Annotated in this window: 9 protein-coding genes; 3 read left to right on the top strand and 6 right to left on the bottom strand. The window is 59.3% G+C overall.

Translation table 11 applies throughout. The features are described from left to right. Positions 1-14 precede the first annotated feature (14 nt). Both AX672_RS08515 and AX672_RS08510 read right to left on the bottom strand, forming a co-directional pair. A complete protein-coding gene (locus AX672_RS08515) occupies positions 15-308 on the bottom strand; it encodes a hypothetical protein (protein ID WP_066650722.1) in 294 nt (97 codons plus the stop codon). Beyond that, positions 305-931: a cation transporter gene (locus AX672_RS08510; protein ID WP_066650721.1), complete on the bottom strand. Its 627-nt coding sequence runs from the start codon at positions 929-931 to the stop codon at positions 305-307. Before AX672_RS08510 ends, AX672_RS08515 begins: the two co-directional genes overlap by 4 nt. A gap of 83 nt (positions 932-1,014) precedes the next feature. Here AX672_RS08510 and AX672_RS08505 point away from each other — a divergent pair, with 83 nt between their 5' ends. Then, on the top strand, positions 1,015-1,419 hold the full coding sequence (locus AX672_RS08505; RefSeq protein ID WP_066650723.1) for a MerR family transcriptional regulator: 405 nt from the start codon (positions 1,015-1,017) through the stop codon (positions 1,417-1,419). 130 nt (positions 1,420-1,549) lie between these two features. Continuing rightward, positions 1,550-1,879, top strand: a complete 330-nt coding sequence (locus AX672_RS08500) for a YnfA family protein (RefSeq protein ID WP_066650720.1) — start codon at positions 1,550-1,552, stop codon at positions 1,877-1,879. A 188-nt stretch (positions 1,880-2,067) separates the two neighbouring features. Here AX672_RS08500 and AX672_RS18565 read toward each other — a convergent pair whose 3' ends face one another. After that, positions 2,068-2,217, bottom strand: coding sequence for a hypothetical protein (locus tag AX672_RS18565; RefSeq protein WP_168727403.1), 150 nt, complete (start codon positions 2,215-2,217; stop codon positions 2,068-2,070). Positions 2,218-3,126: 909 nt separating this feature from the next. Between AX672_RS18565 and AX672_RS18860 the strand changes: the two genes are divergently transcribed. Next, positions 3,127-4,158 carry a lytic transglycosylase domain-containing protein gene (locus tag AX672_RS18860; RefSeq protein ID WP_202189283.1) on the top strand — a complete coding sequence of 344 codons (1,032 nt, stop codon included), beginning with the start codon at positions 3,127-3,129 and terminating at the stop codon, positions 4,156-4,158. Here AX672_RS18860 and AX672_RS08485 read toward each other — a convergent pair. The 3 genes from AX672_RS08485 to AX672_RS08475 form a co-directional block, all read right to left on the bottom strand. Beyond that, positions 4,138-4,482, bottom strand: a complete 345-nt coding sequence (locus AX672_RS08485) for a hypothetical protein (protein WP_231731234.1) — start codon at positions 4,480-4,482, stop codon at positions 4,138-4,140. The two genes, AX672_RS18860 and AX672_RS08485, sit on opposite strands and share 21 nt — an antisense overlap. Positions 4,483-4,561: 79 nt before the next feature. Next, positions 4,562-5,056 carry a hypothetical protein gene (locus AX672_RS08480; protein ID WP_066650716.1) on the bottom strand — a complete coding sequence of 165 codons (495 nt, stop codon included), beginning with the start codon at positions 5,054-5,056 and terminating at the stop codon, positions 4,562-4,564. A gap of 45 nt (positions 5,057-5,101) precedes the next feature. After that, the gene (locus AX672_RS08475; protein ID WP_066650715.1) at positions 5,102-5,476 is read right to left on the bottom strand and encodes a hypothetical protein; all 375 of its coding nucleotides are present in this window, start codon (positions 5,474-5,476) and stop codon (positions 5,102-5,104) included. Between the last annotated feature and the right edge of the window lie 87 nt (positions 5,477-5,563).

The raw sequence follows: 5,563 nt of genomic DNA, 5'->3' as shown, positions 1-5,563 counted from the left end.
CAACCCTCCTTAAATCACAACCTCAAATCTGTGCCATTGGTGCTGACGGGGGACAGCTTCGGCCATTCGGTGCCGGCAGCTTCGTGCTGGGACGTCACGATCCACTGTGTCCCGAACGGAATAATGCCAAGGAGGCGGAGCTTGACCTCATAGCGCTCGCCAGGCCGAAACCCGTCGAACGCCGCGTCATCGACCGGGATGAAGCGCACCAGCGGCCAGGCGATATGCTGCAGCAGGCGCGCCGTCTGCACCTCGGCCCAGACTGTTTCCGGCTTGAGCGCGATATGTGTCGAACGGGAAACCTTCATGCCGCAACGCTCCGCAATTCACGCCGTGCCTGCTGGACAATCTGAATGCCGCCGCTGATCCCGAGCAGCGCCAGAATCGCTGCAACAATGAGGTCGGGCCAGGCTGTCCCGGTGCCGAACACGCCAAGTGCGGCTGCCATGACGGCGATATTGCCGATCGCGTCATTGCGCGAGCATATCCAGACCGAGCGCATGTTCGCGTCTCCAGTGCGAAAACGGTAGAGCATGATGGCGACACCGGTGTTGGCCGCCAGCGCGAGCGCGCCGATGATTCCCATCAGTTCAGGCTCGGGTGCAGCTCCGCCGAGCGCCGCCAGAACGGCTGTGATCATGACCCAACCACCCAGACCAATGAGGGCGAGCCCCTTGGCCAGCGCCGCCCGCGCGCGCCATGCAAGCGCCATCCCGGCGACCAGCAGGCTGATCGCATAATTGGTGGCATCGCCCAGAAAATCGAGTGCGTCCGCCTGCAACGCGCGGCTGTCCGCAGCGGCCCCTGCCGCCATTTCCACCGCGAACATGCCGGCGTTCACGCCGAGCGCGATCCACAAAGCCCTGCGCCAGCGCGGGTCGTTCAGAGTTGCCGTCGTTCCGCACGCGGCCTTGCAGCAATCATCAGCCATCTTTTTGCCTTCTCGACAATCTGCGAGTCGGCATTCTATCTACACCCTGTAGCAACTATAGGGTCAAGCCCGAAGGAGTGGCAGTGAAAATTGGCGAACTCGCGAGCGCCACGGCGACGAAGGTCGAGACGGTGCGCTATTATGAAAAGATCGGGTTGTTGCCGCCACCCGCTCGGACAAGTGCCAATTACCGTGCCTATGGCAATGATCATCTGGCGCGCCTGTCGTTCATCCGCCGCGCCCGCGATCTCGGTTTCACGCTCGAAGCCGTGCGCGAACTGCTCACGCTGTCGGATGACAAGGCCCAATCCTGCGATGCCGTTGACGGAATCGCGCGCGTCCACCTCGCCGAAATCGACCGCAAGATCGCCGATCTGAGCGCACTGCGTGGCGAACTGGACCGGGTCATCGGATCCTGCCGTCACGGGACCGTGGCCGACTGCAAGATCATCGAGACCCTCGCCCCGCGCACGCTGACCGCAACGTGATCGAAGATCGCTGCTTTGGCGCCAACGCTTCGGCCTCGCGTGCATGGATCCACCAGACCGCGTTGACGATGCTGCGACACCCGGCAATGGTCTGCCCAGCCCCACTATCGCCACGGATCGAGCACTAACCATGCCAACCGGACTCATCTATGCGCTCGCCGCGCTGGCGGAGATCGCCGGTTGCTTCTCGTTCTGGGCATGGTTGCGGCTCGACAAATCTGCCTGGTGGGTTGCGCCGGGCATGGTGTCGCTCGCGATTTTTGCCTGGCTCCTCACGCTGGTCGATACATCCGCTGCGGGCCGCGCATTCGCAGCCTATGGCGGCGTCTACATCGCAGCGTCACTGATTTGGCTTTGGAGTGTCGAAGGCGCACGACCCGACCGCTGGGATGTCATTGGCGCGGCGATTTGTCTCGTCGGAGCAGGATTGATTCTGGTGGGTCCGGGACGATCAGCCTGATGGCTGCAATTGGGATGGTCACTCGAAAAGCATTTCGTGAACATCCCGAATGCCAATAAGTTAAAGGCTATAATGAATAGCTTTTACGAGGCTTGCTCGACTGTTAGGCATTCGCGCAAGAGCGGTCCAAAAGAAAGCGGGCGCCCAGTTGGTGACCGGACGCCCGCCCTTATGCCTTGGCTAGTCCCTTACGGGCAGCAGTCCATTGCAGCCTCGCAGCATGCGAGCACGAGGTCGCAGCAGGACATTGCGAGCGATGCGACCTGCTCCGGCGTGGCGGCAAAAGCAGCTGAGCTGGAACCGAGCAGCACTGCTGCCGTGATGATGTACTTCTTCATGATGTTTATCTCCGTTGAAATTGAATTCCGTCGATCAGCGGAGCATTCGGGGAGGCGGCGGTTCCGGCCCCCCGTTAGGCAGGGGCGGAAACTTTTCGAGAAGCGCTAGAAAATTGAGTGACGAAAGATCGCGCGGCTCTAGCGACGAAACGCGCGCTGCCGGAAGCGTCTGGCACAAGGCCAAGCAATAGCTCTGACACTGCCCGCGCTCATCATCCATGCATTCGCTGCAGTCGCCTGCGTCCGCGTTCATCTCTGCCATCGGCGCGCAACCGTTCGCTGCATAGGTCGCCTCTATGGGTAGCAGCGCGGCAAGAAATGCCGCGAGATAGAGAAAGAGGCGCTGTGTCACCGTTTGGTCCATACTACTGTGTTCGACGTGATCAAAGACATAGTTACACAGCCTCGCGCAAAGCTTAACGCAGCTTCGAGCAACGCAAGCTTCTTTAGCGATATCAAAATGCTTTTCGCCCTTTGTGAGCCCAGCAAGTCTCAGACTAGCACCCCGAAATGCAAAAAATCAGAGGGCTTCAGTCATGCGGATTTACGGCCCCCCAGCTAGCCAAGGATGTTAGGTTGACGCCTGAGCGATCGACAGCTTCCTCGATCATTCACCTACAAACTAGATGAGCAAAATTTGGGCACAAAGCTGAAGTTAGGGGCTGTGGACGCGAATGGCACCAACCCAGCAAATTCAGCTACTCTCGTTAAACCCTGTGCTTGCCGAAGCCAGATAACTGACTGCATCCTGCAAGTAAGCGTACCCTACAGCACCACTCCGCTGCGTTTATTGCAGTGATGAACTCCGGTGCCGATGCAGTTCCAACGGCCGGTCACAGTTTGGGTCCACGTTCGTTCGACCATGATATGCGATGTGGTCGCAGCTTTCGGTCCGCTCGATCAAGCTGAGTGGCAGATTTCGACAAAAGCGGTCACTTTGATGTGTGGCGAGGAACGACCGGGTCTTGGGCGGCAGATGCTGTTGCGGTGCTTACCTCTCCAAATCCATACGACGCTTGCGCCAGCGGAGCCATCTCGATAACCTTAGTTGGCGGTTCCCAAGCCATGCCGAAAGGTGTGGTTATGAAAATCTACCTCAGCGCAGCGCTTGTCGCGCTAAATTCTCAAGCCGTCGCCCAAGAGGTCAAGCTTGAGGACTTCTCGAGCAGCACGCCCTCTGAATTCGCGCTCTTGGTGCCCGGAGTGGTTGTCAAAAGTCCCAACGCGCAGCTGCAAGCCAAGCAGCCCGTTCCCGAGACTGAAGCGACAGCGTTTGCGGAGGAGCAGGAGATCACCCCTGTCAGCCCCGCGCCCCCGTTGTTCTATATCCCGTCCTGGATGAGACGCGGAAGCTCCACCGTCATTCCCGTGCCGGTGAATGCATCGAGCCTCGCGCCAGGTCCCGATTGTCTCTCTGGAGGGTACTTCCCGCGCTATGACCTGTCCGAGATGGCACAATCGCGACGCCGTCTCTATTTCCGCCACGTCGCCGCAGCCGCTTGCGAAGCCGGCGTTCCCCTGCGGCTGTTTGACGCGCTCGTTGCTCATGAAAGCCGCTACCAGCCCTTTGCGCGTAGTCCTGCCGGGGCGATGGGCATGGCACAGCTGATGCCGGGGACCGCAAACTATCTTGGCGTTTCAGATCCTTGGGACCCTGTCGAAAACCTCCGCGGCGGAGCGCGTTACCTGCGTGAGCAGCTCGATCGCTATGGCTCGTGGCATCTTGCTTTGGCTGCGTACAATGCCGGTCCGGGCAACGTCGACAAGCATGGCGGAGTTCCGCCCTTTGCTGAAACGCGCAGCTATGTCCGCACCATACTTGCATCGCTCAGCGGAAGCTCTGCCCCGCCAGTCTCGCTTGCCCGGCGAGGAGCGGACAACCTCTTCAGGTCGGTCAGGCTTCTTGCGTTCGCTGGAGGGTCAGATGTCCCGGAAAACTGAAAAACCAATGCTGGAGGCATAGTAGAGGCTGATAGCCAGGATCACCGGTGTGCCGGTGAGATAGTTGGCTTGCCAGTGCAGCCAGAGCTTCGGGAGCAACAATGCCTTGTCGAGCGTGCTTGTGCAGGCGGGAGCCCATCGGCCAGTTCGCCAGTCATCGAGGGTCACGATTGTCGAAAGTGCGGCGCAGATCAGCGCCATGATGCCGACCGCAATATAGAGCGATGTCCAGGCAATGAGCGTTTCTTGCTTCACCGGCAGACTGGTCCCTGATCCTCGAGCCGATTGCTCCGCAACGCGCGCTTGGCGGCGATCATATTCCAAGCTGTGTGTTCATATCACCAATGGATCTGCGACGCTTCTGCTAAGCGTGGGCGCTTGGCTGATGCTGCAGTTCGCTTGCTCAGCCGAATGAGCGGTCAAACAGCGCAGGGTCGTGCCGCCGTGCTTCCAGCGCTGTATGGTGCCTGGCTATAGCGCTCGAGGTGCGCTGCGCGATGCCGTGGCAAAGGGCTTCGCGGATGGGCTCAAAAGTCCCATCGCACGCGGCCATCTCTTCGCTGAGCTGGAGCGCCAGGGCAATGGCAAGTTGGGCAGAGGTTTCGCAGCAGGGGTCTTCATAGGACTCCGGGCTGACAAAGCAGTGGACAGCGATCGCTGCTCTGACGGGATCGATGCCAAGTCGTTCGTTGATCCGGTTAAACTCGGCTGTCGACACACTGCCATCAGCGATGCGCTCGAACAGACCGCTGCGGTGGCTGCTCTTGATGATCCCCTCATCGACAAGCTTACGGAGACTGACGCCCTGCCGGTTCATCTGGTACTTGATCAAATCGGCGTACTCAGCTTGCAGCCTATGACAGCTCTTGCGCTCGTTTGGGTTCGCCCCCTGACCCATCCTTGCCTCCGTCAATTCTCCCTATGCAACTGCATGATGTGAATTCTAAAATGCGGCTTTGGCAAGAGAAATTTGGCGCAGACTGATGGCGAGGGCGCAGAAGATCACCGTCTCACGCACACCGCACTGGTCTCCCGTGACTTCTCCGAGGCGGGCCTTGAGGGTGTCAAATTCGGCATTCAGAGCGCCGCTTAATCTGAGATAGATCCTTACCCGCCCATCGCAGGGCCGGTGCCGGTTGAATGCGGCGAGCAACTCCCGATTGGAAAGATCTGGAGCACGAATCACATCTGTGATCACATCTCTAAGGCGCTGAAACTTCGACCGTTCTATTGTCAGCCATTTGATGGCGTCCGCAATGATCACAAAAGCATCCCGACTCACCAGCAGTTCGTGGACGACCTCTTTTCCGCTGGCCATTGCGTTTCCTCCCGCCATTGTTCGCTACTGATCGGGGTCGGTACACAGAACGGACCCAGATATACGCTAAGGTTTTGCCGTGCCTTC

The sequence above is a fragment of the Sphingomonas sp. CCH10-B3 genome, from assembly GCF_001556185.1.
Taxonomy (GTDB): Bacteria; Pseudomonadota; Alphaproteobacteria; order Sphingomonadales; family Sphingomonadaceae; genus Sphingomonas; species Sphingomonas aquatica.
Note: the sequence above shows the minus strand (reverse complement) of the source record. Positions and strands in the feature narration are given on the sequence as shown.

Coding starts and splice junctions, on each gene's coding strand:
- AX672_RS08515 (WP_066650722.1), bottom strand. CDS start 308: ATGAAGGTTTCCCGTTCGACACATATCGCGCTCAAGCCGGAAACAGTC.
- AX672_RS08510 (WP_066650721.1), bottom strand. CDS start 931: ATGGCTGATGATTGCTGCAAGGCCGCGTGCGGAACGACGGCAACTCTG.
- AX672_RS08500 (WP_066650720.1), top strand. CDS start 1,550: ATGCCAACCGGACTCATCTATGCGCTCGCCGCGCTGGCGGAGATCGCC.
- AX672_RS18565 (WP_168727403.1), bottom strand. CDS start 2,217: ATGAAGAAGTACATCATCACGGCAGCAGTGCTGCTCGGTTCCAGCTCA.
- AX672_RS08480 (WP_066650716.1), bottom strand. CDS start 5,056: ATGGGTCAGGGGGCGAACCCAAACGAGCGCAAGAGCTGTCATAGGCTG.
- AX672_RS08475 (WP_066650715.1), bottom strand. CDS start 5,476: ATGGCCAGCGGAAAAGAGGTCGTCCACGAACTGCTGGTGAGTCGGGAT.